Genomic DNA, 23,169 nt, shown 5'->3' on the forward strand with positions numbered 1-23,169 from the left:
AACACACTTTAGGAGGAAATTTTATGCAACCGAAGAAGAACATCAAGCTTCTGCCTCTAGCTGCTATTCTGCTCGCCATTGCCATTATTGCAGGCTGCGGAACAGCTAATCATGCTTCACCAAGCAGCTCGCCAAGCACGGCTGAGGGCAGCTCCGCCTCGCCAGAAGCAAGCAAAAGCGCAGACGGTGTACAGGTTAATATTGAAGCCAGCCAAATTGGCCCGATTCTGATCGCCAAGGAAAAAGGCTTTTTCGAAGAGGAATTCGCAAAATATGGAGCAACCGTGAGCTATCAAACGCTGCAAAGCTCCTCGCAATTTTTGGAAGCTATCGCCTCCAATCGCCTTGATTTTGCCCGCATCGGCTATGTAGGCGCGATTACTGGACAAGCTGCCAAGGTGGATTTCAAAATTTTGAGCGAAGGCAGCGACGGCGCTGGCGACGGGATTCTCGTCCAGAAGGACAGTCCGGTTAAATCGTTTAAAGATCTGAAGGGCAAAAAAGTTGCCGTTGCTAAAGGCAGCAGCTCGTGGGGTCTGCTTCTGCGGGCACTGGCGAAGGAAGGCATGACAACTTCGGATATCGAGCTGATTAATTTGCTGCCTGATGAGGCACAAGGCGCATTCCAGTCCGGCCAAGTTGACGCATGGGGCGTATGGGAGCCGCATCGCACGAATCAAGTCAATACGAACGGCGCTGCGATTATTGCTGATTCTAAAATCATCGATGCTTACACGCCAGGCTATAATATCGCCCGCACCAAATTTACAGAAGAGCATCCCGACCTCGTTATCGCCTATTTGACAGCCTATGAAAAAGCGCTGCAATGGGAAAAAGAGCATTTTGACGAAGCGGTTACGCTGCTTGCAGCGATTAAGAAGCTGGACGAAGAAACCGTACGCATCTCTTTGAAAAACAACGTCGACTTGAACAATCCGGTATCGGATAAAGCAACGGAAAGCCAGCAAGTGACTGCCGATATTTTGCTGGAGCTAGGCGAAATCAAGGAGAAGCTTGACGTCTCCAAGGTCGTAGACAACAGCTTTATCAACAAAGCTTTGAGAAAATAATTATCCATTAAATAAAAAGCTAAACGACCTTTGTCCTGTTTTCCACGGGACTCTAGGTCGTTTAGCTTTTCTTGTCATTGTTCAACTATCGTTTCTCATTGGCGAACTAAAACATCCGTGCATCCACGACTTTGGTCGGGCGCCGCCACCTGCCGCAGTCGGTTCCAAATCGCGGCGTTCTCCGTTACAATATAGCCACATATGTTGGAGGAGCGATTGAAAATGAATTACGAACAGAAAGTGCACAACGAAATTGCCACTTGGGAGCGCCAGTTGTTCAAGCCTCCCAGTTGGCTGGAGAGAACATCGAAGACGATCGGCAAGCGAATTAACGACTTAATTCCACCCAAGGTTCACAACGTCATGACGGCCACCATAAAATCCATCGTGCGGACAGCGTTGTTCGGTGCGGAATATACGCCTCAGCGACCGGTGCAGCGGACTCTCTCTCTAGAACTCGCCGATCAAGAGGCGAAACGTTTATTTTCCTTATACCAAAAAGTAGCGACTGCCGAAGGAGCAGGCACCGGGGCGGGCGGCATTGTGCTTAACATCGTGGACTTCCCTGCGTTAATCGCGATTAAGATGAAATTTTTGTTTGAACTGGCTCATAACTACGGGTATGACACGAAAGATTTTTCCGAGCGCGTTTTCATTCTTAAGGTTTTCCAAATGGCGTTCTCCGGACCCGAACAGCGTGCGAAGCTGCTGGACTCAATTAAGCATTGGGATACTGAAAAGGAACTGGGGCTCTCGGATACCGATTACTCCAAAAACATGGACTGGGAGACGTTCCAGAAAGAATACCGTGACTCCATCGACTTTCGGAAAATGCTGCAGATGGTGCCGGGGATTGGAGCGGTGGCGGGCGCTTGGGCGAATTATACCATTCTCGAGGAGCTAGGCGAAGCCGCCATGAACGCCTATCGGTTGCGCAGATTGAGCGAGGGCCGATAAAGGCATGTTGATTGATTGTCAGCATCGCAGCCAAGCCATTGACCGGCTGCAATGCTGCTCCTTGATTGTTCAACTGTTGTGTCTCGCTAGCGAAGCGAGGCTGTAGCATCGTTCCCCTAAGTTCAATAAAGTCGATGATTTCTCCAGCCTTTTAGTTTTAGTCGCTTTTATATTCTAAAATATCTCCAGGCTGACATTCTAATGCCTTACAAATCCCCTCTAAAGTTGATAATCTTATCGCTTTTGCCTTTCCATTCTTCAATATAGAAAGGTTAGCCATCGTTATTCCAACCCTCTCCGAAAGCTCTGTTACGCTCATTTTCCTCTTCGCTAGCATTACATCAATATTAATGATTATCGCCATTTCATTCACCTCAGACCGTCAAATCATTTTCTGATTTTATATCAATAGCCTCTTGCAAAAGCCTCTGGAGAACTGCAGCAAACACAGCAATCACCAATGAGGCAAAAATGATGACCAGTCCGATTACCATGATGCCTGGGGGATCGACCTTCTGCGCGATCAGATAGAAGAATGGCATGCCTGCCATATACAGGAAGCTGATTAGGATTGCACAAAATTTTATGTTCTTTAAAACACGTACAGATAATTCCGAGAAAGCTTTATTGTGGTCAATATAGCTTAAAAGTTTTAAAGCTTGAAACAATGCAAAATAAAAAGGAATCGCTGCTGCATATAAATCGATGAAAAAGAGATATTTCAAATATGCATGATCTGGATATGAATCTGCTATAAAATTCGCAATTTCCGGCACTAAAAATAGGCATATAGCAAGAACTGGAATACCCATGACCATAACCGCTGTTTTTAAAAAAAGTGTTGTTCCCCGTTCCATAAGAAGCCCCTCGCTTAGGATTAAATTTAATTAGACTTTAACATGAAATTTATCGTTTTACAATAAAAATTTCATCTTATTTAATATATTATTGTTGCTGTGTAGAAATCCATTTTCAATCAAAAAAAAGAGCATTCCTCTACCAGAGAAACGCTCTTTCAATCCAATTGCAGAAGGCTAAGCCGCCTCAGTCACTTTCTGACGTTCACGCTTACCACCAAATTTCAATACAAAAATGCCGCCGATAATGACCAATACACCCAGCAGCTTGTTGACTGTAAATGGAACCTGCTCCAGCCCCATCCAGCCAAGTGAATCCCATAATAGGGCAAATAAAACCTCAGACGTCATAACAATGGCAATCGCGATCGTCGGGCTAAGCCGCTTCATCGCCTGAACCAGGCTCATGACAACCCCAACCCCAATGAACCCACTGAACCAAAACCAAGGCTGCATCTCCTGCCATGCAAACAGCTGCTTCCCTTCTAAAATAAAGCCAATGGTCATGGAGGCCAGAAATCCGAGTCCCAATACGAGCGTTGTAGTCGACCACGTTCCTGCCCGTTCATTTACCTTACTGTTAAAAATCGCCTGTATGCTGACGAGCGCACCCGCCATTAGCGAAAACAATATGCCTGTCATCATTGACCCTGTTCTCCTTTCTGATCAGTTAATGTATAAATATGATGATTGGCCCGTTTGCTTAACGCATCCTTATTTTTAATGACAATCCATTGCTTCGTACGCTCGACGAGGCCTTCCTCACAAAACCGCCGAATGACCCGGTTCAGGTGCCGATAGCTTGTGCCAATCAAATTAGCGACATCCTTCAAATTGTCCGTGCTGAGTTCCCCTTTAAATTGCGCATCGGATTCATCGTAGGAAACCGACAGAAAATAGCTTGCCAGGCGTACTTCCACAGGCTGCATCACATTCAAGCTCATGGAATTGGCTTTAAAATAAAACTTCCGCGTAATTTTCTCCAATAAAAATCGCAGCAGTGGCGCATAATCCCTTCCATGCTTATTCAGCCAGCGATGCTGAACCCCAATCATTATAACGGGAGATACAGCCTCCACTGTATTGAGAAACTCCGTGCCGCGAATATATTCCACATCGCCAATGACCTCAAGGGGCGTCTTAAAGGAAATAATGAGCGTCTTTCCCTCCGGCGAGTTCGTATATACTTTAATTTTCCCCTTCACCAGCACAAACATATGCTGCGGCGTCTCTCCTTGGCCGCAAATGAGCTCCTCCTGTTCAAAGCTGTACAAGGTCAGGTGAGGAAGCAGCAGCTCACTAAACACGGACTCCAACTGATGCAGCTGCAAATAATGACCCAGCAGCTCGCGGTCTTTAATTTCAATCATTTCTCCACTTCTTTCATGGCTTTGTTCGCCTTCGGCATCAGCCTTTTAATAAAAACACACCGCAAATCATCATGCCAATGCCTATCAATTGTGCCCCGTTTATTTTTTGCTTCTTCATGCCAAAAAAGCCATTCGTCTCTATTATAACCGTCATGCCGAGCTGGGCAATGAGAAGCATCGCTACCATCAGCGTGACGCCGATCTGTTGAATGGCCGTTACATTACTGAAAATAATAATAGCTGCAAAAGAGCCACCTGCTAAATAGATAGGCTTCACCTGCTGAAATTCACGCCATTTCCCGGCACCTACGCTCATCAAAATAATTAATGCCACAATAAAGCCTGTAAATTGGGTAAGCGTAGCCGCCTGCCACGTCCCGATGCTTCCGCTAATTCGGGTATTTGCTATTCCCTGCAGCGTAATACATGCCCCTCCTAATATCGCAAACAAGATCCCTTTCATGATTGCTCTCCCCGTCCTCGTCGTTTCCTTAATTAAACGGCAGGACGCTGCATATTGGGAAGGACATATGTCCCGAGTGTCACTTTTTAACCTTACAGCAACTATTTAAACTGCAGTGTATCCTCTATCTACAAGCAAGCTTGCACCTGTAATTAACACGAATACCTTTTGACGCATATGCCACCGCTGTTGATTTTGTCAGCATGTTGACACCTCCTTTCGCGGAGACATCAGCAGGGCCCCTAGCTTTACCGACATAACTGTGGACAGAGCCGCAATTGACAATCTCCCCTCCATCAAAATGGAGCTGGCTATATTCCATGTGGACTGTTTGATTCGATAACCCCTTTTGCCCGTTATTATAAAATCAATGCCCCTTTGTACAGATCGTAACTTATCAGTTGCTCATCCCCATCAGCATTCCGCAGCAGCAGCTGTTTTTCTGCTTTATTAATGTTTGTAACGGTTGCTTCAATTGCTTATTTGCTATATTTATATTTCCAGCCATCTTGCGCGGAGTGACTGTTCTATGTATAATAATAAAAGTGTCACTTGGGGTCTTAGCTCAGCTGGCAGTAATGGGGTCACATTGCAAAGGGGCTATAGTTTAGGGGGAAAATAGGTCGCTGGCAGCGATCAGTCCGCGGTTCGATTCCGCGTAGCTCCATATTCCTTGAACACAAACGGCAGAAATGCCGTTTTTTTGCGTTTATTTTGTTCTATTCATGAAAGAAGGGAAAAAATGAGTAAAGAGACATCCGAAAAAAAGCTGTTCTATTTGGATGGCATTAGGGGACTCGTAGCATTTGCCGTAGTAATTTCGCACTACATACAAGTATTTTATCCAGCTGCGTTAAATGGAAGATCGCAACAAGCTCATTTTGAATGGGATATCTGGTACGGACATTCTCCGATTAATTTATTTTATAATGGACAATTTGCCGTTTGTTTGTTTTTTGTGCTAAGTGGTTATGTACTCAGTGTCAAAATGTTTGAAACAGAGCTCGATAGTGACACCTTTCAAAAATTATTGCATTCCAGCGCCATACGAAGGTATATTCGGCTTGCCGTGCCGGCAGCGGTATCCGTCTTGCTTGTGTATCTAGCCATTATTACGAATGCCTTTCATCTCCAAGAAATATGGGGAGCAACATGGACGGATATGAAAAAGGACTACTACGCTTTAGATACAAATGTATATACCGTTATCAAAGCTGCTATTTTTGATCCTTTTTTTCGTTTTGATGCACATCCTTACAATCCAGTCCTTTGGACAATGGGCTATGAGCTATTAGGTTCTTTTTTAATTTTCGGTTTTCTTGCTTTATTTGGACGAGTGAAAAAAAGATGGATTGTGTATGTGGTCTTATCCATTGCGTTAATTCAAACCTATTTTGTCGCTTTTTTGTGGGGAATGCTGCTTGCCGATTTGCTTAAGCACAAATGGGTCCAAAGTAAAATAACGGCAGTACTTGTGCTTTTAATGGGGATTTACTTAGGTTCGGCACCTTATACTGCATTAATGGGGACTATGTACGAACCTATAGAAGTGTGGACAAAAAATATTAATGAATGGTTTCTTTTTAACATCGATCCACGACTTCTTGCACGAACACTAGGTTCTGCTATGATTTTGTATGCTCTGCTTCGTTTAAAAGGTCTGCAGCATGTGTTTGGATGGAAGCCGTTTGCTTATTTAGGACAGATTTCATTTTCCCTTTACCTCATTCATTTCACTTTCCTAAATACGTTCTCCGCATTCCTGTTTAGTAAAGTGATTCATCATTTCAGTTATAATTTTGCTTATGCAATTACGTTTCTGGTTTCCATGGTGCCCTTATTTATTTTGTCGCATTATTATATGAAATATATCGATCAAGGCGCATTAAAACTGGCACGAAAAGCTGAAAAAAAGATGACCGCATCAAAGATTCGGACATCCCATGAGGGATTTACGATGTAGACGAAACCAATCCCATAGGCTCCATACAAAAAAAACGTCACCACATATCGCGGTGGCGTTTTTTTGTATGGAATGCTAACAGCGTACCCGCTGCACTATTCGATACTTTTCAAGGATTCAATCATATTGATGCGTGATACTTTTCTTCGAAGCAGCAGGCTCGAAAGAATGGTGAGCCCGAATGCAAGAATAACAGATTTCAGCATGACGAACAAACTTATTTGATCCGGGATTTGCTGATGAGTGCTGGACAGCCCCATGACAACGAGGTCATACATATAGCCACTGATTGGCAACGCTACAAGTACCGCAAAGGTGGTGAGGATGATGTTTTCAAAGAAAATTAACCGGTTTATTTTATGCTTGGGATAGCCTAATACCTTTAGTGTGGCCATCTCACGGTTTCGTTCATAAATGTTTATGGAAGATATCGTATAAATGGCGCCAAAAGAAAGAACGACGGCACTAATGATAAACATGATAAACATAAAACTATTTTGCTTCAAAATAAATTCAGCCGATTTCTTAAGATCATCTTTATCTTCAAATGTATCTACCTGCTGAGTTTGTTCGAAAAATTGGTGAATGCTTGCAAGGTTCGTGGTGCTGGCTTCCACTAAAAGCGAGGTTGGCTTGTAGTCGATGCCAAGGCTCTCGAGATAAGCTTTCGTGCAATAAAACGAAGGATTCGCATACTGGTTGGTTATTTTTATAACCTTCAGATCGACTGTTTTATTGGCAAGCGCTGATTCGGCGAGCTTGAGTTGGATGGTATCTCCTTCAGCAATCTTATAGTGGTCGGCATATGATTTGGGTACCAGCACACCATTGTCTTCCAAAGCGATTCGATTGTCATCTTCATCGAAGAAAGTAATGAGATTGTTTTCTTTTTCCGTAACCACTAACGTAGCATTTTCGTTATCATCGCCCTTTATGAATTTCACAGGAAAGCTGGATAGACCATAACTGCTTTTAACGTTGGAGGGCAGTTGCAAAGTATTCAGGGCTGCTCCTTTCTTGAAATCGACTTTTAAATCATAGGTATTCACCTCTGCAACCTGGTCAGCTACCTTTTGCAAGGAAGTTTGAGTACCGAAAGCCGTAATCAATAAAACCGTGCTTACCACAACACCAAGGGAGCTTGCTAACGCTTTTTGTTTATTTAAAAATATATTTCTTAAAATGATCTTGTAGCTGTAGGGAATCCGACCCCAAATCCCCGGAATTCGTTCGATGAGCAGCTTCTTCATTTTCTTGGGCGGTTTTGGGCGCATTGCCTGGGCTGCGCATTCTCGAAGTATGGCTTTGCTGCTCAAAAAACTGGCCAGCATTCCAAACGCACTCGAGAACAGGATAGGTGGAATCACCGAGAAGAAGGAAAGCGAGAAAGTAATGTCAGGCAGCGAGTAGGAATTTGCATTCGACGCCCTTACTAATGGAATAAATACATTAGCGGCAATGATGCAACCTAGAATGGAGCCTATGATCCCTACCAGTATCGGGTAACCCATGTAATGAAACATGATGTTTCTGTTTTTTATACCTAATGCCTTCATAATACCTACTTGGTTTCGTTGAGAATCAATAATCCGCGACATAGTGAGGAAAAGGATAATCGCTTCAATTATAAAGAGAACCAGCGGGATTACACTGCTCATCAATTGATTGTTTTTGATCGTTTGTTGGAGTTGAGAATAATTGAATGTCCGCTCTTTACTCATATGCTCGACATAGGAGAGATCCTTGGATTGTGCTTCAATGGCTTGACCCAATCGGTCAATATTGATGCCTTCTTCCGCATCAACCAAGATTTCATTATAGTACAAGCTGTCTGTAATTCGTAATATTCCCGCTTCAGCCACATACGCAAATCCATATGCTTTATGATCTTGGATTTCGTTCTTTTTGGCATATTCCACGTTCTCGCCCAAGCCGCTAACGGTGAACGTCACATTTCTGTCATTCACATTTAAATGTATCTGCTCTCCGATTTGGTACTGATGCTCTTTAGCATAATGGGAATCTAGCAAGATTTCATTGTTATGCGACGGAATTCTGCCCTCAATGATCAAAGGTGTATTGATTTTATTGTTTACAGGGATTGAATGAACCTTTAAGATCGCTTTCTTATTTTCAAAAGCTTGCGTCGCATTGAAGCTGTACCGTCCTTCGATTTTGTTTATACCTTGGATTTTGCTTAACTCCGCCAAGTCCTGATTGGAAATATGGTTGTAATAGACATTCAGGTCGCTTAAATTATGCTCTTTAAAGTAAGCCTTCGTATAATGATTAAGATTATCGCTTAACGTGATCAGTCCTGCATAGAAAAAAGCGCCCACTGCAATTACCAACACAAAGGCGAGAAATTGACCGCTTGATTGTTTGATGTCCCTTAATGACTTTTTAAATAACTTCATCATTACCACTCGATCCCTTCAACGCTTTGTTTGTTATGATTCACCGTAACGCTTTCGATCCTTCCGCTTTTCACCTGAATGATTTTATCCGCCATTGGAGCAATCGCCGTGTTATGTGTGACCAACACCACACACTTCTTCGTTTCCTTGTTCAAATCTTGAAGCAGTTTTAAGACGGCCTTCCCTGTAACATAATCCAAAGCTCCAGTCGGTTCATCACAGAGTAGAAGTAACGGATTTTTAGCTACCGCTCTCGCAATCGCAACGCGCTGCTGTTCCCCTCCAGAAAGCTGGGAAGGAAAATTTCGAATGCGGTCCCTCAATCCAACCTTATATAAAATGTCTTTGGCATCGAGGTGGTTTTGACATACTTCCGTGGCAAATTCAACATTCTCCAGCGCATTTAAATTCGGAATCAAATTATAAAATTGAAAAACAAAGCCAACATTTTCACCGCGATATTCGGTTAATTTTCTTTCGCTCAACTTTGTAATTTCTTCATTGCCAACAAACACTTGACCTGAAGTAGCGTTATCCATACCGCCAAGGATATTCAGAATCGTGCTTTTACCAGCACCGCTAGCACCAAGAACAACGACAAATTCACCAGCATTTATGGAAAAGTCAACACCATTAAGAGCCTTGATAGGCACTTCACCTATTTTGTATTCTTTCGTTACCTTTTTGAATTCGATTAACGCTCCCATTTTTACAGCTCCCCATATCGTATTGGATTATACTTTCCAAGTACTCTATTGGCTAGGCCAGGCCAGGCCAGCCCCTAGGTATATTGGTATGTTACTAATGTAGTATACTATAATACCGCATTGGATATCTGTCAATAACCGGAGCAGTTATGTTGCCTATTGTTTTTTCGGGCGTTTGTTTGTTGACAATTGTTTGTACATAAGATATGGTTTGCTACTAGATGGGAAACAAACTACGATGCTGAGTGGTGAGGCAATGAACGTCACTTTCGACGATAAGCAACCAATATATCAACAGGTAGCCGATATAATTGAAGACGATATTCTGAACGGAACCTTCCGAGTTGACGAGCAAATTCTTTCCGTGGCTCAGTTTTCTCAGCTGTTTCAAATTAATCCAGCGACCGTAGTCAAGGGGATTAGCCTGCTCGTAAATGAAGGTGTTTTGTACAAAAAAAGAGGGCTTGGCATGTATGTCTCAACGGATGCGAGACAGAAGATTCAGAATCGGCGAAGAGAGCGCTTCTATAAGGAGATGTTGTCCAATCTGCTGATCGAAGCGGACAAACTCGAGCTGACGACCGGCGATATCGTAGACATGATCAAGCAGTTGAGAAAGGATTGAACGCATCGTGAGCATCGTATTGAGTTGCGACAAATTAATTAAAAAATACGGTCGAACTTACGCCTTACGGAATCTGGATCTTCAGCTGGAAGAAAACGTCATTTATGGCTTGCTCGGGCGAAACGGCGCTGGCAAATCGACGTTGCTTAACTTAATCGCAGGCGGAATCCTGCCGAATGAAGGCACAATTGAGGTAAGAGGAAAAAAGCTCGGCAGGGGAGAACTTCCGAAAGATTTCTGTTTCGTACCGGAGAATAACAAACGCTTCGGCGGAGCGCGAGTGATCGAGATTTTGCAGTTTGCTGCGAGTTTTCATCCCAATTGGAATTGGACATTAGCTCACAAGCTGCTCCAGACGTTTCGGCTCGATCCGGACAAAAAAATCAGACAGCTATCAAGAGGCGCGGGAACACTCGTAGGAAACACCATTGGTCTGGCCAGCCGGGCACCATTGACATTATTCGACGAGCCGGTGCTCGGACTTGATTTTTTGATGCGTGAAAAGTTTTACAAAGAGTTGATGGAAGATTACGCAAATTACCCTCGAACGATTTTACTGTCTACGCATTTGATTGACGAAATCGTCCCCGTCGCAGAAAAAGTTTATATCATTGAAGATGGCTCCATTCTGCTTCATGATGATTTGGATCAAATACGAATGGCAGCTTTTTCTATTCGGGGAAATTCAGAAGCGGTGAAATCGTTCACAGCCGGGAAACGCGTACTGTATACGGAATCCTATGGCCACGGCACACTTGCGGCTATTTATGAACCGTTGAACGATAAGGACATGCAGCAGGCCCTCATGATGGACATTTCGATTGAAAATATGTCGCTTCAAAAGTTTTTCTCGTATTTGATTGAAGGAGGTCACTAAAGTGGGGGCATTGGCCGTTCATCTTAAGGCAACCTATTTGCAAATGAGAATTTACATCTGGTTTATCATTATTTTAACTGTGCTTGGCAGGCTGGCGGAGTTTATTGTTAATCTTCTTGTTAACAATAGTGGAGGTACTATCCTTTCGGCTGGCAACATGCTGATTCTTATTTTGCTTCTTTTCTCTGTCGTGCTGCCGCTCAGTTATTACAAACGCATCGTACATTTAGGTGCAAGTCGCAAACAATATTTTTGGGGACTTCAATTCGTCTATGCCGTCTGGGCAGCAGTGCTCGCTTTGCTTAATTCTTTGTGGACTCATATTGAAGTAAATATGCTCCAAGATCACGAGAGCACCGTTGGTCTTATAGAAGCGTTTCATTGGGATGGTTTTGGCTTGGCAGGTTCTTTTCTCTACCAAACCGTTTTTTATTTGATGGCGATGGCGCTGCTAAGTATGCTGACCTCCGGTTACTACCGCTTTACCGGCTGGCTGCTATGGGCCCTACTCGCTGCGGCGATCCCGGTCGGAACGTCGATTCCATCGCTGCGCGTTCATGTCGTCTCTTTTTTCAAAGCTCTATTATTCAATGGCTCGTTATTGGCGGGCGTTGGATTTAATCTTATCCTTTTCCTCATTTTCGTAGCAGGCGGCTGGCTTTTTACAAGGGGAAGAACGCACTGAATCATAACAAGCCCCGCTTCGAGTTAGTAGAGACATAGAAGAGGCCTATCCCCTCCCTAGACTGCATATAAAAGAAACGCCACCAACGTCATCATACAACGTTGGTGGCATTTCTTTTATATGGAATACCTTGGAGCGAACACCCGGGGTTTATTCCGCGCGCACGGAGCGCCACTCCCCTATTGCCTCGACAGCTTTTGAACCATCTGATTCAAAAACAAATCCATCTCCGAACTATATTCTAAGTTAATAAATTCAGATTTTATGATTTGGTGTCTCATCACTTCGTAATAATCGGATAATGCCTGCTTCAGCGACAAATGATGGAGCATCAGCAGCTTGGGATCAATCATTTTCCTAAGCATCGTGTCCATTTGAATAAGGAGAATAACGGAATTCAGTCGCTGAAACACATCATTTTCCATCCCCCTGTTAAAAAACTCCCTCACCTGTTCATTTCGCAGCTCAACCTCATTTGAAAGCCTGTCATATAAGTGTGGATACAGGCTGCCTAACTCCTGTAAGAAAATATCTGACAAGTATGCCGCCATAAGCAAAGACTGCTGAAACACTTTATCAAAGGATTTGACATAGGACAAATGATCGGCCAAGGACCAGTCCTTCACCATGTCCGAAATATATGCCACGTAGCGACCTACAACCGCTTCAATGATCTCATCTTTGGAAGCAAAATATTTATACATGGTCGCCTTGCTAATATCCATATATTTAGCTGCATCATCCATCTTCAGCGAGGAAAATCCGTTTTTTTGCAGCGCGGGTATAATCTTTATAATAAGCTTTTGGATGGTTTTATTTCTCTTATCCAATGACTGGGAATTCATATCCATGGGGTAAAGCCTCCTATTTCTTCATACCACGAATTATAACCCAATCCCACAAAAATATGAACATTTTGTACTAATTGAACTTTTATTGATTATTTAGTTTACTTTTTAGCTTTTCACGTGCTATTGTTATCTTCAAGAAATGTAAAAATAAAAAGGAGGCTTGAACACGATGGAAACTTTGGCATTAGGTAGTCAAGGACTGCAAGTATCCCGTTTGGGATTAGGATGTATGGGAATGTCCGAATTTTATGGGGCAACCGATGAGTCAGAGTCTTTAGGCACGCTAAGCCACGCTCTGGAGTTAGGCATTACGTTTTTTGATACGGCGGATATTTACGGTTATGACGAGGACGGCATCGGTGCAAATGAAAAGCTGGTTGGCAAAGGATTAAGGACGCATCGTCAAGCCGTGCAGATCGCAACGAAATTTGGCTCCATACGCAATAAAACGCAGCATCTAGGCTACAATGGAACGCCGCAATATGTGAAGCAAGCCTGTGAGGCTAGTTTGCATCGCTTGGGCACGGACTATATCGATCTGTATTACTTGCATAGAGCAGATCCTAATGTTCCAATTACAGAGACGGTTGGAGCCATGGCTGAGCTCGTGAAAGAAGGAAAAGTCCGCTATTTGGGCCTGTCAGAAGTAACCTCTCAACAATTGGCCGATGCTCACGCTGTCTTTCCCATTACAGCCGTTCAAACGGAATATTCCTTATGGTCCAGAGAGCCTGAACTTGGTATATTGAATGCTTGCAGAGAATTAGGGGTCGGTTTTGTCCCCTACAGCCCGCTTGGAAGAGGATTTTTGACAGGCACGCTCTCCAGTCGAAGCCAACTGGCACAAGACGATTGGCGCAAGTATAATCCCCGGTTTTCTGATGAGGCATTCGAACAAAATAGGAAGATCGTCCAAGGGATACAGCTGCTCGCCCAGCAAAAAGGAGTGACTCCCGCCCAAATCGCACTGGCGTGGGTAACCGCGCAAGGCAGCGATATCGTTCCGATTCCAGGTACAAAGCGTGTGAAGTATTTGCAACAAAATGTAGAGGCTTTATCCATCCGCTTAACACCTGAAGAGCTATCCCGATTGAATGAAATTGCCCCTGCTGGCAGTACCTTCGGAAGCCGTTATTAAGCATGAATAAATAGAGAAGCCTCTTTTTTTAATAATAAAAACAAAGGCTGGGGCCAGAAGCATCCTCTGCCCCTAACCCCAGCCTTGCTTAGCTATCAAGCTGCTAAGCTGCTATTTCCATACGACTTCCTCGCCGTAGTTTTTGCCCCAATCGTACATCATGCGCAGCACAGGCATCAGGCTTTCGCCGTAAGCCGTTAACGTATATTCCACCCGCGGCGGAACCTCCGCATAAACTTTGCGCTCAACCAGCAAATCCTCCTCCAGCTCGCGGAGCTGATTCGTCAGCATTTTCTGGGTGATATGGGGAATCATTTTCTTCAGCTCACTGAAACGTTTCGTTCCTTCAAGACCAAGATGCCACAATATAATCAGCTTCCACTTGCCCCCAATGACGGCCAGCGTAAGCTCCTTCTCGCAGTTGATTTCCCGTAAATTAATACGTTCCTTTAATTCCTGAGCCATATCCATTCCCCCTCCTTCCCAGTATACATGATGAAGCAGCTTCCAGCTATGCTGCGCGCCACCTGCTACTCCAGATTCGCGTGATTGCTGTACATGGTGTTGCCGCTAAGCCCCTTCTTCTCCATCAAGCTTAAGATAACCGCATCATAGAAAATTAGAAGGCCTTGTTCAAAAAGAGAAGCCATCGGCTGCACGGTCTGCTTGGCCCCATCCTGCTCTTCCTTCGCCGCAGCCTGCAGCGTTACGACGATATGCGCCGCACGTCCAAGCTCCGACTCTGGATTCGTCGTAATGACGGCCAGCTTGCCGCCGAGCGCTTCTGCCTTTTGTGCCATCGCAATGAGGCTGCTCGTCCCGCCGGAGCCCGAGCCCAGCACAAGTACATCGTCCTTGCCGAGTGCACGCGTCACCGTCTCGCCAGCCACATAAGCGTCAAAGCCCATATGCACGAGCCGCATCGCAAAAGCTTTGCCCATTAGGCCTGAGCGCCCAGCGCCTGAGACGAAAACCCGCGGCGCCTGCATAATCGCATCTGCCAGCTCGCCTGCGGCTTCATCCGGAATGAGCTGCGTCAGCCGCTCCAGCTCCTGTACGATTTCTCCTGCAAGCTGACTAATACGCATCAGCTTTAGGCCTGTTTGATCCACTGCTGCATTTGCGATGCAGTTGCGGATTTATTTTCAACACCCGTAATTCCGCCGCCTACGATAACCAGATCAGGCTTTGCCGAAATAACCTCTTGCAGCGTGTCGATCTTGATGCCGCCTGCGATTGCTGTTTTTGCTTGTTTGACAACACGCTTAATCGCTGCCAGCTCTTCGAAGGAGTTTTTGCCTTCAGCCTGGTGATCATAGCCGGAATGGACACAAATATAGTCTACCCCAAGCGCATCAATTTCCGCTGCACGGGCTTCAATATTTTTCACATTAATCATATCGACCATAATTTTGTTGCCCTGCTTGCGAGCTTCTTCAACCGCACCTCTAATGGTGGAGTCGTCGGAAACACCAAGGACGGTAATGATGTCTGCACCCGCTTCGGAAGCCTTCATCACTTCATAGCCGCCAGCGTCCATAATTTTCAGATCAGCCAGCACTTTGAGGTTAGGGAAAGCTTCTTTAATCGCTTTTACCGCATGCAGTCCCTCGTTAATAACGATAGGTGTTCCAATTTCTACGATGTCGATAAATGACTCAACCTCTTTGACCAAAACCTTTGCTTCCTCAATGTTCACCAAATCAAGCGCCAATTGCAATTCCATGTATACGCACACTCCTTCATCAAATGTTGGAAAATGTTAACCTTGCTACAGGTTTTAGTCTAGCCCCTTTCCGACATTTGAGGAAGTACGCACTTGAAAGTGGTGTAGTTACTTGAAGGATACTATTGGAGTTTATCAGGCTTTCTAGACAATTGTATAGTTCACCCAGCTGCCTTGAACCGCATCCATTTTAGCGAAAAATTGTTGAGCCCGCTTATTTTGCGGAGCTGTTATCCAGAACATATGAGCAAAGCCTTGCTCCTGTGTGTACGTTCTGCATGTCAAAAATAGCTCTTCCTCCACTTCCGTATCCCGATACGGCTCCAGCAGAAAAAAGTCATTCATTAGCGTAATCCGCGCTGTCTTCATTGTACTAATCGTAAAGTATAAAGTAGCAAAGCCAATCAGCTGCTGCTCCTTCTCTACGACAAACTGGATACCACCCTGTTTCTCCAGCAGCTGCTCAATTAATTGATGAATTTCTGGTGTGCCCGGCCAAGGATTGTGATAAAAGCCTACGATATAGTCGTGCATTAATTCGGTCAAGCCGCCGATATCCTTATTTTCCGCCAGCCTAATTTTGAATGACATATAAAAAAACCTCCCTTTCAACAATGAATAATTATACACTTAACTGTTTTAATATTCAATCCTACTATTGTTTAAGGCCTTCTAACGCAAAAAAAACAACGCCTGGAGCGGCGCTGTTTTCTCCAATCTATTCATGTCACTGCTTCGGAAGCAGCATCAAATTTAATCCTTCATTCCATTGGGTGAGCTGTCCTTCGACAGCAGACTGCTAAGCTCCTTCATGAACATATCAATGTCCTTGAACTGCCGATAAACAGAAGCAAAACGGACATAAGCTACTTCATCTACAGGATACAGCTGTCCCATCACCAATTCGCCAATGACACGGCTCTCCACCTCGGCGTGTGCAGTTGTGCGCAGCTCCTTCTCCACCTCAGAAACGACAACCTCCAGCCTTTCAGCGGGCACGGGGCGCTTCTCGCAGGCACGGATTAAACCACGCAAAATTTTATCACGGCTGAACTCTTCGCGGCTGCCGTCCTTCTTGATGACAACGAGCGGCGTTTCCTCAATCATCTCGAACGTCGTGAAGCGGCTTTTGCATTTCTCACATTCCCGGCGGCGGCGAATGGATTTGTTCTCGTTAGCGGGACGCGAGTCCAGCACCTTCGTTCCGGAGTAGTCGCAATATGGACATTTCATTCTCTTTTCCTCCCTTCTAAGCTATCCCTAAAAATTACCAAACAATTCCTGTAATGAAGTTCGGATTTTCGCACATAATACTTTTACCAACCGCGAGGAGGTGAACACACATGAGCGCAAACCGCAGCAGCAACCAACTGGTTGTACCACAAGCGACAGCAGCACTCGACCAAATGAAATTCGAGGTTGCTCAAGAGCTTGGAATCGCGATTCCACAAGACGGTTACTACGGTAACATGGCTACAAAGGACGCTGGTTCCATCGGAGGGTACATTACCCGCCGCCTGGTACAAATCGCAGAGCAATCCCTTGCAGGGGGCTCCCATTAATAAATAGCTCTTGTAATAACAGACAGCTTTGGCTGCTTAAGTCCTGAAGTGACGAGCAGCCAAAGCTTCTTCCTGTTTACGGCTCAAGTTCCGGGTACAAGTCTTTGTACTTATTATAATACTTCACGACCTTTTGTACATAATCGCGTGTTTCTTTATATGGAATTTTAGCGGCTTCTTCGAACGTGCCGTCCCATTCCCCCGAATCGAGCCATTGCCGAACCTTACCTGGTCCTGCATTGTAGGCAGCAATGACAACGATATTATTTTCATCAAATTGTTTGTGCAGCGAAGCCAGATACCATACCCCCAGCTCGATGCTCACGTCAGCGCGATTGCGCAGCGTCTCCTCAGTAACCTGCTCGAAGCCTGCCTTCTTGACAATCCATTCGGCGGTGGTCGGCATTATTTGCATAAGTCCGAGCGCACCTTTCTTCGAAACTTTACCCGTCTGAAAATTCGTCTCCGCTTTTATAATGGCCGCCACCAAATGGGGATCTACCTGATAGCTAATAGCACTTGCCCGAATATCGGCCTTATAATCAATGGGATAGAGCTTCTTGAGCATCCATGCGGGTTGAGCGACAATAATGACAACAATAATAATAAATAATAACAAAAACAGCCTTCTGCGAGCGACCTTTCTTCTCTTGGCCCTCAGCATGTATGACCCTTGCTCTGCCAAAACGCCTGAACCTGCTCCCTCGTCTGCGCCAGCGTTCCACTGTTGTCGATGATCCAATTAGCTCTGCGCTTCTTCTCTTCCATGCTCATTTGCAGCCCCATTCGCCGCCTGGCTTCCTGCTCATCTACGTTGTTGCGCACCATCAGGCGCTCCATCTGGATGTGCTCCGGCACATACACAACGAGCACGCCTTCATATAAGTGCTCTTGCTCCGTCTCATAAAGCAGCGGTATATCAGCAACGACCAGTTTGCCCGGATGCTGCCGTTCATAGTCAGCCATTCGCTGCTGCATCGTAGAGCGAATCGCCGGATGCAAAATCGCTTCAAGCTGCCCCAGCTGCGCTTTATTATTAAATACGATTTGGCCTAGCGCGGCCCGATCAAGTGTACCGTCCTTATGTAACACAGCTTGTCCAAACGCAGAGGCGACCGCCGCTAGAGCGGGCTCCCCTGGCAAAACAACTTCCCTTGCTACCTGATCGGCATCCACCAGCAGCGCTCCGAGCTCCACTAATAGGTGGGCAACGGTACTTTTTCCAGTAGCAATGCCGCCGGTTAATCCGATCCTCATGCCCTTCCACCTCTTCTTTACAGCAGCTTTGATATTCCAATCATAATAAGCAAAATGCCTGGCAGTACCGCCAGCGCCTGCATGCCTTTCCAATGCGAGAAGCGGAAGCCGAAACTGATGCCCCCTAGCAAAAATAGGGCGCTAGCCGCAGCGATCACAATCGCTGTCAGCAAAGCAGGCAAACCAATCATCGCGGCCCCGATTCCCGCGCCGAAAGCATCGAGCGAAAGTGCTACGCCGAGCATAATCGCCTCTGAGGCGGAAATCGTGCCTGACTTATCAACGTCCGCAGCCTGCGGTGTCCGTAAAATCTGAATGACAAGCCCAATGCGCCTCAGCTCAACAATCACAACGAGCACCGGATGGCTTGCCTCCGCAGCGTTTGTTTCTACAGCTGCCAGACCTGAACGATCCTCTGAAAGCGGGCTGCTGGCACCAGAAGCGGCAGACGCATTTTCCGCATCCACCTTCTTGCTTTCATGGCGATTTCGCCGCAGCTGGAGCAGCGCCCAACAGCCAATACCCATCAGCACGATGGCGCCAATCAGGCTCGCCGAGCCTGGCGACAAATATTTGGCGATAACGCTGCCTAGCTTCATGGACAATAAAATGATCAGGCCTGAGCAGCACGCGATAATCAGCACGGACAGCAACGGGATGCGAATGCGGCGCAAACCATACGTAATGCCAACGCCGAAGCCGTCCACGCTCACAGCAAAAGCGAGCACGATCAACGAAACCAGATGCAAAGCCAACCCTCGTCACTCCCTGCATACGCAGGTGCCCCGATTTCACCCTACAGGGCATCTGCCTATTGTTCTTCACAACAGCATATGCAGCTGCATGCCTAGGGTGAATGACTACATCATGGAGAGCTTGGCTTTAGTTATCGCGATTAGCCTGCGCTTTGCTCGCCTGCTTGCTCCGGCGCCTTCTGGCAGCTCGGGCAAATATGCGTGCCTCTGCCTCCAACAACAAACTTCTCAATGGCTTCTCCGCAAACTGGGCACGGCTCATCCTTTCGGCCATACACGAGCAGCTGATGCTGGAACATGCCCATCTCGCCTTGCCCATTTACATAGGATTTAATCGATGAGCCGCCCGCTTCCACCGCTTTGCCAAGCGTCGAACAGATCGCTGCATGCAGCTTATCCCATTCTTCGGCAGCAAGCGAGCTGGCGCTCCGCTCAGGATGGATACCCGCTTGAAACAGCGCCTCATCTACATAAATATTTCCGAGTCCAACCACATACTCCTGATTGAGCAGCAGCGGCTTGATTTTCGTAGAGCGCCTTGCCAGCTTGGCATGCAACACATCGCGAGTAAATTCAGGCTCAAGCGGCTCAAGGCCCAGCTTATTCAGCGGCGGCAGCTCAAACTCCGTGCCCGGCGTGAACAAGTGCATCGTGCCGAACTGTCTGACATCTTTATATCTTAAATCCGTTCCATCCTCAAAATGGAACAGGACATGCGTATGAAGCTCGATGGGTTCATCGCTTTGAAATAATCCATAGCGGCCTTCCATGCGCAAATGCGATACGAGCACAAGCCCGTCCATGACGATACGCAAAAATTTTCCGCGCCTCTCGACCGTCTCGATTGTCATGCCGACGAGCGCATCCTCAAATTGCTCCGGCACAGCCGGACGCTGAATGATGCGGGGCAGCCGCACCGTAACCGATTTAATCTTTTTTCCTGCAACAAGCTCAATTAATGTTCGTCTAACCGTTTCTACCTCTGGAAGTTCCGGCATTGCATCTCACCTCAACGTCTATTATACCTGATTTCCGCTCCCAGCGGGTTATTTCGCTTCATACCAGTTCGCTCCAAAACTAACGTCCGCCTTAAGCGGAACATCAAGCTTGATAGCGGATTCCATCACCTCGGGAAGAAGTTTTTTCATCTGTTCAAGCTCATCCTCCGGCACCTCAAATACCAATTCATCGTGTACTTGGAGCAGCATGCGGCTTTTGAGCTTCAGCTCGTGCAGCTTCTTATTCATATGCACCATCGCCAGCTTAATAATGTCCGCTGCTGTGCCTTGGATCGGCGAATTCATGGCTGTGCGCTCTGCGAATGAACGTTTATTGAAGTTCGAATGGTTAATATCCGGCAAATACCGTCTGCGATCGAGCAAAGTCGTCACATAGCCTTGCTTCGCCGCCTCGACTTTAATTCGATCCATAAACGACTTCACGCCTTTGAAGACGCCGAGATATTGCTCAATAAACCGTCCGGCTTCATTTCGCGTAATGTTCAGGTTGTTGGAAAGGCCAAAGTCGCTTATGCCGTACACAATACCGAAATTGACTGCCTTTGCCGAACGACGCATATTAGAATCCACCTGATCCTCGGTTACGCCAAATACGTCCATCGCCGTTTTCGTATGAATGTCCATGTCCTGAATGAACGCTTCCTTCATATTCTCATCGCCGGAAATATGGGCGAGCACGCGCAGCTCAATTTGCGAATAGTCCGCTGCGAGTATGGTCCAGCCCGGTTCGGACGGGACGAATGCTTTGCGGATTTTGCGGCCCTCTTCCAGGCGGATCGGAATGTTTTGCAAATTCGGGAATTGGCTGCTCAGACGGCCTGTTGCCGCTATCGTCTGGCGGAAATACGTATGGATTTTGCCCGTCTGCTGGCGAATCTCTTTGAGCAGCCCTTCCACATAGGTGGATTGCAGCTTCGCAAGCGTCCGATAATGCAAGATGAGCGGCACAATTTCACTGTAAGGTGCCAGCTCCTCAAGCACCTCGGCATCTGTAGAGTAGCCCGTCTTCGTCTTTTTCCTTGCGGGCAAGCCCAGCTTCTCGAACAGCACCTCGCCCAATTGCTTCGGTGAATTCAAATTAAATTCCATGCCCGCCTGCTTGTAAATTTCCGTCACCAGCGCCTTCAGCTGGCGCTCCAGCTCGCTGCCGAGTGTCTCCAGCTCCGCCTTCTCGACGCTGATGCCCTGATGCTCCATCCCCGCCAATATAACGGAAAGTGGCAGCTCCAGCTCTTCATACAAGCTGAGCATGCCTGTTTCCTTCAGCTCTTCGCGCTGCAAAGGCGCCACTCTGCGCACCGCATCGGCTTTCGTTGCCAGATGCTGATACAGCACAGCCGCAGCTGGTACTTTAAGCTTTGCTCCTTTGCTGTATACCGACTCATCACTAGGGACAGCTGGCTGTTCGTAGCGATGGGTAATGCCGGAGAGCAAAAGACTCGACTCCGTTGGATCAATCACATAAGCGGCCAGTTGGACATCAAAGCTCACGCCGCTCAGCGCTATGCCCTCCCACTTCAAAGCCAGCTCGACTTTATGCGTATCAAAGCCGATTTTCTTCTTGCTTGGATCGGCAAGCCAGCTCCGCAGCGGCTCTGCGAAAGCTTCCTTCAGCGCGGCGAAAGGCAGCGCATAGGCCGCTTCGGCGCTTGCCAGCGCGAGCCCGACCAGCTCAGCCTGATGCGGATTTTCGCCTATCGCCTCTACATACAGACCGAAGCCGCTCTCATCCGCTTCAAGCGCCTTCATCAGCTCATCGAGCTTCGGCGCGTCCGCAGCCGACTCGATTGGGATCAGGTTCAGCTCGGCCGCTTCGCCTGCTGAACCGCTTCCTTCGCCGCTCAGTCCGAGCCGTTCCTGAACGGATCGGAATTCCAGCCGGCGCAGCACATCCGCAAGCGCCGGCCCATTAAAGCCGCCGTAGCGAATCGCTTCAGGCTCCTGCTCCGGCGCAAGCGGCACCTCGCGGTGAATCGTCGCGAGCTTCTTGCTCATTACCGCATCCTCTTTATGCTGCTCGACCTTTTCCTTCATCTTGCCCTTCAGGCTCGCTGTATTCGCCAGCACTTCTTCAACCGTGCCGAATTCATGCAGCATCTTGAGCGCTGTTTTCTCGCCAACTCCCGGAATGCCCGGAATATTGTCGGAGGCATCGCCCATCAGCCCTTTCAAATCAATGATTTGATTCGGCGTCAGTCCGTATTTCTCCTTAATTTCAGCCGGCGAATATCGCTCCTGCTCGCTCACCCCTTTGCGCGTCAGCGCGACGGTCACATGCTCCGATACGAGCTGGAGCATATCCTTGTCGCCCGTGACGACAAGCGTCTCGACCTTCTGCTCGTCCGCAAGCCGGGTGAGCGTACCAATAATATCGTCCGCCTCAAAGCCATTCAGCTCAAACTGCGCAATTTGAAAAGCCTGCAGCAGCTCCTTGAGCACCGGAAATTGTTCCGACAGCTCCGGCGGCGTTTTCTCCCGTCCACCTTTATATTCTGCATATCCTTCATGGCGAAAGGTTGCCTTCCCTGCATCAAATGCAACGAGTACATGCGTCGGCTTCTCGTCTTCCAGCAGCTTAAGCAGCATCGTCGTAAAGCCATATATCGCATTCGTATGTAAACCAGCCGAATTCGTAAGCGGAGGCATTGCAAAAAATGCCCGGTACGCAATACTATTGCCATCTAATAACATCCATTTATCCATTATTGACACCTCATTTATCGGTTCTAATGGTTATCATACCATAACTGCAAATGCCTTTGCTTCCTTCTCGCGCTAGGTTGCCAACATTCCTGAAAATCCGCATCCGCAGCTAGCATTAGCAAGGCTGCCGACCACTTCATACATGGCCCATTTCGTGAAAAAAAGCT

The 23,169-nt window shown here is 46.7% G+C and carries 27 protein-coding genes and 1 tRNA gene; 9 read left to right on the top strand and 19 right to left on the bottom strand.

Going from position 1 to position 23,169, the window contains the following annotated elements; translation table 11 throughout:
- Positions 1-23 precede the first annotated feature (23 nt).
- Complete coding sequence (locus tag ABEW34_RS10245; protein WP_430157841.1) at positions 24-1,070, top strand: aliphatic sulfonate ABC transporter substrate-binding protein; 1,047 nt, start codon at positions 24-26, stop codon at positions 1,068-1,070.
- A gap of 222 nt (positions 1,071-1,292) precedes the next feature.
- On the top strand, positions 1,293-2,027 hold the full coding sequence (locus tag ABEW34_RS10250) for an EcsC family protein (RefSeq protein ID WP_430157843.1): 735 nt from the start codon (positions 1,293-1,295) through the stop codon (positions 2,025-2,027).
- A 157-nt stretch (positions 2,028-2,184) separates the two neighbouring features.
- Here the strand turns inward: ABEW34_RS10250 and ABEW34_RS10255 are convergent, their stop codons facing one another.
- From ABEW34_RS10255 to ABEW34_RS10280, 6 genes are all read right to left on the bottom strand, one after another.
- Positions 2,185-2,391: a helix-turn-helix domain-containing protein gene (locus ABEW34_RS10255; RefSeq protein WP_430157845.1), complete on the bottom strand. Its 207-nt coding sequence runs from the start codon at positions 2,389-2,391 to the stop codon at positions 2,185-2,187.
- 10 nt (positions 2,392-2,401) lie between these two features.
- Positions 2,402-2,884: a DUF2975 domain-containing protein gene (locus ABEW34_RS10260; protein WP_430157848.1), complete on the bottom strand. Its 483-nt coding sequence runs from the start codon at positions 2,882-2,884 to the stop codon at positions 2,402-2,404.
- Positions 2,885-3,061: 177 nt separating this feature from the next.
- On the bottom strand, positions 3,062-3,529 hold the full coding sequence (locus ABEW34_RS10265; protein ID WP_430157851.1) for a DMT family transporter: 468 nt from the start codon (positions 3,527-3,529) through the stop codon (positions 3,062-3,064).
- Positions 3,526-4,254, bottom strand: coding sequence for a Crp/Fnr family transcriptional regulator (locus ABEW34_RS10270; RefSeq protein WP_430157854.1), 729 nt, complete (start codon positions 4,252-4,254; stop codon positions 3,526-3,528). Before ABEW34_RS10270 ends, ABEW34_RS10265 begins: the two co-directional genes overlap by 4 nt.
- A 37-nt stretch (positions 4,255-4,291) precedes the next feature.
- On the bottom strand, positions 4,292-4,717 hold the full coding sequence (locus ABEW34_RS10275) for a DMT family transporter (protein ID WP_430157856.1): 426 nt from the start codon (positions 4,715-4,717) through the stop codon (positions 4,292-4,294).
- A gap of 124 nt (positions 4,718-4,841) precedes the next feature.
- Positions 4,842-5,039 carry an SDR family NAD(P)-dependent oxidoreductase gene (locus ABEW34_RS10280; RefSeq protein ID WP_430157859.1) on the bottom strand — a complete coding sequence of 66 codons (198 nt, stop codon included), beginning with the start codon at positions 5,037-5,039 and terminating at the stop codon, positions 4,842-4,844.
- A 274-nt stretch (positions 5,040-5,313) separates the two neighbouring features.
- Here ABEW34_RS10280 and ABEW34_RS10285 point away from each other — a divergent pair.
- Together ABEW34_RS10285 and ABEW34_RS10290 are read left to right on the top strand one after the other, a co-directional pair.
- Positions 5,314-5,384 (top strand) — tRNA-Ala (locus ABEW34_RS10285).
- A gap of 75 nt (positions 5,385-5,459) precedes the next feature.
- On the top strand, positions 5,460-6,680 hold the full coding sequence (locus tag ABEW34_RS10290; protein WP_430157862.1) for an acyltransferase family protein: 1,221 nt from the start codon (positions 5,460-5,462) through the stop codon (positions 6,678-6,680).
- Positions 6,681-6,775: 95 nt separating this feature from the next.
- Here the strand turns inward: ABEW34_RS10290 and ABEW34_RS10295 are convergent, their stop codons facing one another.
- Positions 6,776-9,097, bottom strand: coding sequence for an ABC transporter permease (locus ABEW34_RS10295; RefSeq protein WP_430158569.1), 2,322 nt, complete (start codon positions 9,095-9,097; stop codon positions 6,776-6,778).
- A gap of 2 nt (positions 9,098-9,099) precedes the next feature.
- A complete protein-coding gene (locus ABEW34_RS10300) occupies positions 9,100-9,804 on the bottom strand; it encodes an ABC transporter ATP-binding protein (protein WP_430157865.1) in 705 nt (234 codons plus the stop codon).
- Positions 9,805-10,042: 238 nt separating this feature from the next.
- Between ABEW34_RS10300 and ABEW34_RS10305 the strand changes: the two genes are divergently transcribed.
- The 3 genes from ABEW34_RS10305 to ABEW34_RS10315 are packed head-to-tail and all read left to right on the top strand — an operon-like array spanning position 10,043 to position 11,991.
- Positions 10,043-10,429 (top strand): GntR family transcriptional regulator, encoded by a 387-nt coding sequence (locus ABEW34_RS10305; RefSeq protein ID WP_056030147.1) that lies wholly within the window; start codon positions 10,043-10,045, stop codon positions 10,427-10,429.
- 7 nt (positions 10,430-10,436) lie between these two features.
- On the top strand, positions 10,437-11,306 hold the full coding sequence (locus ABEW34_RS10310) for an ATP-binding cassette domain-containing protein (RefSeq protein ID WP_430157869.1): 870 nt from the start codon (positions 10,437-10,439) through the stop codon (positions 11,304-11,306).
- A gap of 1 nt (position 11,307) precedes the next feature.
- Positions 11,308-11,991 (top strand): hypothetical protein, encoded by a 684-nt coding sequence (locus ABEW34_RS10315; protein ID WP_430157871.1) that lies wholly within the window; start codon positions 11,308-11,310, stop codon positions 11,989-11,991.
- 179 nt (positions 11,992-12,170) lie between these two features.
- On the opposite strand, the gene ABEW34_RS10320 is transcribed toward ABEW34_RS10315, so the two are convergent.
- Positions 12,171-12,842 (bottom strand): TetR/AcrR family transcriptional regulator, encoded by a 672-nt coding sequence (locus ABEW34_RS10320; protein ID WP_430157874.1) that lies wholly within the window; start codon positions 12,840-12,842, stop codon positions 12,171-12,173.
- A 169-nt stretch (positions 12,843-13,011) separates the two neighbouring features.
- Between ABEW34_RS10320 and ABEW34_RS10325 the strand changes: the two genes are divergently transcribed.
- Positions 13,012-13,980: an aldo/keto reductase gene (locus tag ABEW34_RS10325; RefSeq protein ID WP_430157876.1), complete on the top strand. Its 969-nt coding sequence runs from the start codon at positions 13,012-13,014 to the stop codon at positions 13,978-13,980.
- Positions 13,981-14,091: 111 nt separating this feature from the next.
- Here ABEW34_RS10325 and ABEW34_RS10330 read toward each other — a convergent pair whose 3' ends face one another.
- The 5 genes from ABEW34_RS10330 to nrdR form a co-directional block, all read right to left on the bottom strand.
- Complete coding sequence (locus ABEW34_RS10330) at positions 14,092-14,445, bottom strand: winged helix-turn-helix transcriptional regulator (protein ID WP_046230239.1); 354 nt, start codon at positions 14,443-14,445, stop codon at positions 14,092-14,094.
- Positions 14,446-14,510: 65 nt separating this feature from the next.
- On the bottom strand, positions 14,511-15,068 hold the full coding sequence (gene hxlB, locus ABEW34_RS10335; protein ID WP_430157879.1) for a 6-phospho-3-hexuloisomerase: 558 nt from the start codon (positions 15,066-15,068) through the stop codon (positions 14,511-14,513).
- A 5-nt stretch (positions 15,069-15,073) separates the two neighbouring features.
- Positions 15,074-15,706 (bottom strand): 3-hexulose-6-phosphate synthase, encoded by a 633-nt coding sequence (hxlA, locus tag ABEW34_RS10340; RefSeq protein ID WP_056030167.1) that lies wholly within the window; start codon positions 15,704-15,706, stop codon positions 15,074-15,076.
- Between the two features lie 144 nt (positions 15,707-15,850).
- Entirely contained in the window at positions 15,851-16,297 is a 447-nt protein-coding gene (locus ABEW34_RS10345; RefSeq protein WP_430157882.1) for an N-acetyltransferase family protein, read from the bottom strand.
- 162 nt (positions 16,298-16,459) lie between these two features.
- The gene (gene nrdR, locus ABEW34_RS10350) at positions 16,460-16,939 is read right to left on the bottom strand and encodes a transcriptional regulator NrdR (protein WP_046230243.1); all 480 of its coding nucleotides are present in this window, start codon (positions 16,937-16,939) and stop codon (positions 16,460-16,462) included.
- 110 nt (positions 16,940-17,049) lie between these two features.
- Between nrdR and ABEW34_RS10355 the strand changes: the two genes are divergently transcribed.
- Entirely contained in the window at positions 17,050-17,268 is a 219-nt protein-coding gene (locus tag ABEW34_RS10355) for an alpha/beta-type small acid-soluble spore protein (protein ID WP_046230244.1), read from the top strand.
- A 76-nt stretch (positions 17,269-17,344) separates the two neighbouring features.
- Here the strand turns inward: ABEW34_RS10355 and ABEW34_RS10360 are convergent, their stop codons facing one another.
- The 5 genes from ABEW34_RS10360 to polA all read right to left on the bottom strand — a co-directional run bounded on the left by ABEW34_RS10360 (position 17,345) and on the right by polA (position 23,002).
- Positions 17,345-18,010 (bottom strand): lytic transglycosylase domain-containing protein, encoded by a 666-nt coding sequence (locus ABEW34_RS10360; RefSeq protein WP_430157886.1) that lies wholly within the window; start codon positions 18,008-18,010, stop codon positions 17,345-17,347.
- Positions 17,926-18,525, bottom strand: a complete 600-nt coding sequence (gene coaE, locus ABEW34_RS10365) for a dephospho-CoA kinase (protein WP_430157889.1) — start codon at positions 18,523-18,525, stop codon at positions 17,926-17,928. The genes ABEW34_RS10360 and coaE overlap by 85 nt, the downstream gene beginning before the upstream one ends.
- 17 nt (positions 18,526-18,542) lie before the next feature.
- Positions 18,543-19,280, bottom strand: coding sequence for an MntP/YtaF family protein (locus ABEW34_RS10370; protein WP_430157892.1), 738 nt, complete (start codon positions 19,278-19,280; stop codon positions 18,543-18,545).
- Positions 19,281-19,420: 140 nt separating this feature from the next.
- Complete coding sequence (mutM, locus tag ABEW34_RS10375; RefSeq protein ID WP_430157895.1) at positions 19,421-20,278, bottom strand: DNA-formamidopyrimidine glycosylase; 858 nt, start codon at positions 20,276-20,278, stop codon at positions 19,421-19,423.
- 48 nt (positions 20,279-20,326) lie between these two features.
- Positions 20,327-23,002 (bottom strand): DNA polymerase I, encoded by a 2,676-nt coding sequence (gene polA, locus ABEW34_RS10380; protein ID WP_430157898.1) that lies wholly within the window; start codon positions 23,000-23,002, stop codon positions 20,327-20,329.
- Positions 23,003-23,169: the final 167 nt, after the last annotated feature.

It is taken from the genome of Paenibacillus algorifonticola, assembly GCF_050481745.1.
Taxonomy (GTDB): Bacteria; Bacillota; Bacilli; order Paenibacillales; family Paenibacillaceae; genus Pristimantibacillus; species Pristimantibacillus algorifonticola_A.

Bases quoted from the DNA above. Each gene is read 5' to 3' on its own strand.
- mutM (WP_430157895.1), bottom strand. From the start codon at position 20,278: ATGCCGGAACTTCCAGAGGTAGAAACGGTTAGACGAACATTAATTGAG.
- ABEW34_RS10345 (WP_430157882.1), bottom strand. From the start codon at position 16,297: ATGTCATTCAAAATTAGGCTGGCGGAAAATAAGGATATCGGCGGCTTG.
- ABEW34_RS10245 (WP_430157841.1), top strand. From the start codon at position 24: ATGCAACCGAAGAAGAACATCAAGCTTCTGCCTCTAGCTGCTATTCTG.
- ABEW34_RS10355 (WP_046230244.1), top strand. From the start codon at position 17,050: ATGAGCGCAAACCGCAGCAGCAACCAACTGGTTGTACCACAAGCGACA.
- ABEW34_RS10305 (WP_056030147.1), top strand. From the start codon at position 10,043: ATGCTGAGTGGTGAGGCAATGAACGTCACTTTCGACGATAAGCAACCA.
- hxlB (WP_430157879.1), bottom strand. From the start codon at position 15,068: ATGCGTATTAGTCAGCTTGCAGGAGAAATCGTACAGGAGCTGGAGCGG.
- hxlA (WP_056030167.1), bottom strand. From the start codon at position 15,706: ATGGAATTGCAATTGGCGCTTGATTTGGTGAACATTGAGGAAGCAAAG.
- ABEW34_RS10280 (WP_430157859.1), bottom strand. From the start codon at position 5,039: ATGGAATATAGCCAGCTCCATTTTGATGGAGGGGAGATTGTCAATTGC.
- ABEW34_RS10275 (WP_430157856.1), bottom strand. From the start codon at position 4,717: ATGAAAGGGATCTTGTTTGCGATATTAGGAGGGGCATGTATTACGCTG.
- ABEW34_RS10290 (WP_430157862.1), top strand. From the start codon at position 5,460: ATGAGTAAAGAGACATCCGAAAAAAAGCTGTTCTATTTGGATGGCATT.
- ABEW34_RS10260 (WP_430157848.1), bottom strand. From the start codon at position 2,884: ATGGAACGGGGAACAACACTTTTTTTAAAAACAGCGGTTATGGTCATG.
- ABEW34_RS10330 (WP_046230239.1), bottom strand. From the start codon at position 14,445: ATGGCTCAGGAATTAAAGGAACGTATTAATTTACGGGAAATCAACTGC.
- ABEW34_RS10250 (WP_430157843.1), top strand. From the start codon at position 1,293: ATGAATTACGAACAGAAAGTGCACAACGAAATTGCCACTTGGGAGCGC.
- ABEW34_RS10255 (WP_430157845.1), bottom strand. From the start codon at position 2,391: ATGGCGATAATCATTAATATTGATGTAATGCTAGCGAAGAGGAAAATG.
- ABEW34_RS10265 (WP_430157851.1), bottom strand. From the start codon at position 3,529: ATGATGACAGGCATATTGTTTTCGCTAATGGCGGGTGCGCTCGTCAGC.
- polA (WP_430157898.1), bottom strand. From the start codon at position 23,002: ATGGATAAATGGATGTTATTAGATGGCAATAGTATTGCGTACCGGGCA.
- ABEW34_RS10320 (WP_430157874.1), bottom strand. From the start codon at position 12,842: ATGGATATGAATTCCCAGTCATTGGATAAGAGAAATAAAACCATCCAA.
- ABEW34_RS10325 (WP_430157876.1), top strand. From the start codon at position 13,012: ATGGAAACTTTGGCATTAGGTAGTCAAGGACTGCAAGTATCCCGTTTG.
- coaE (WP_430157889.1), bottom strand. From the start codon at position 18,525: ATGAGGATCGGATTAACCGGCGGCATTGCTACTGGAAAAAGTACCGTT.
- nrdR (WP_046230243.1), bottom strand. From the start codon at position 16,939: ATGAAATGTCCATATTGCGACTACTCCGGAACGAAGGTGCTGGACTCG.
- ABEW34_RS10295 (WP_430158569.1), bottom strand. From the start codon at position 9,097: ATGAAGTTATTTAAAAAGTCATTAAGGGACATCAAACAATCAAGCGGT.
- ABEW34_RS10270 (WP_430157854.1), bottom strand. From the start codon at position 4,254: ATGATTGAAATTAAAGACCGCGAGCTGCTGGGTCATTATTTGCAGCTG.
- ABEW34_RS10300 (WP_430157865.1), bottom strand. From the start codon at position 9,804: ATGGGAGCGTTAATCGAATTCAAAAAGGTAACGAAAGAATACAAAATA.